The organism is Pseudomonas sp. 2995-1 (assembly GCF_002742505.1).
GTDB classification, from domain to species: Bacteria; Pseudomonadota; Gammaproteobacteria; order Pseudomonadales; family Pseudomonadaceae; genus Aquipseudomonas; species Aquipseudomonas sivasensis.
Genome location: NZ_LJSA01000176.1, coordinates 1 through 257, shown reverse-complemented (window position 1 = coordinate 257; position 257 = coordinate 1). Strand labels below are relative to the sequence as shown.

1 pseudogene is annotated in these 257 nt (G+C 42.0%); it reads left to right on the top strand.

The window, feature by feature from the left end:
• A pseudogene (locus AOA61_RS31125) lies at positions 1-245 on the top strand (hypothetical protein); the annotation flags it as partial.
• Positions 246-257 lie beyond the last annotated feature (12 nt).

The following is a 257-nucleotide window of genomic DNA, read 5'->3' as shown; positions in this document are numbered from 1 at the left end:
GTATAACGATTATATCCATTACTCATGACATGAATGAGGCGGTGGATGCTGACCGTATTCTTGTTTTTAAGGCAGGGGAAATTGTTAGAAGTGGCCCACCTAAGGAAGTCTTCCATGTGGAAAAAGTGATCCAACCTCCTTTTGCAGAGCAGTTGAGAAGAGCGATACAAGCACGACAGGGGAGAGTTCCTCATGAATTCATGACAGAAAAAGAATTGGTGAGATGGATATGCAAATCAAATTAACTGGTGTAGAAG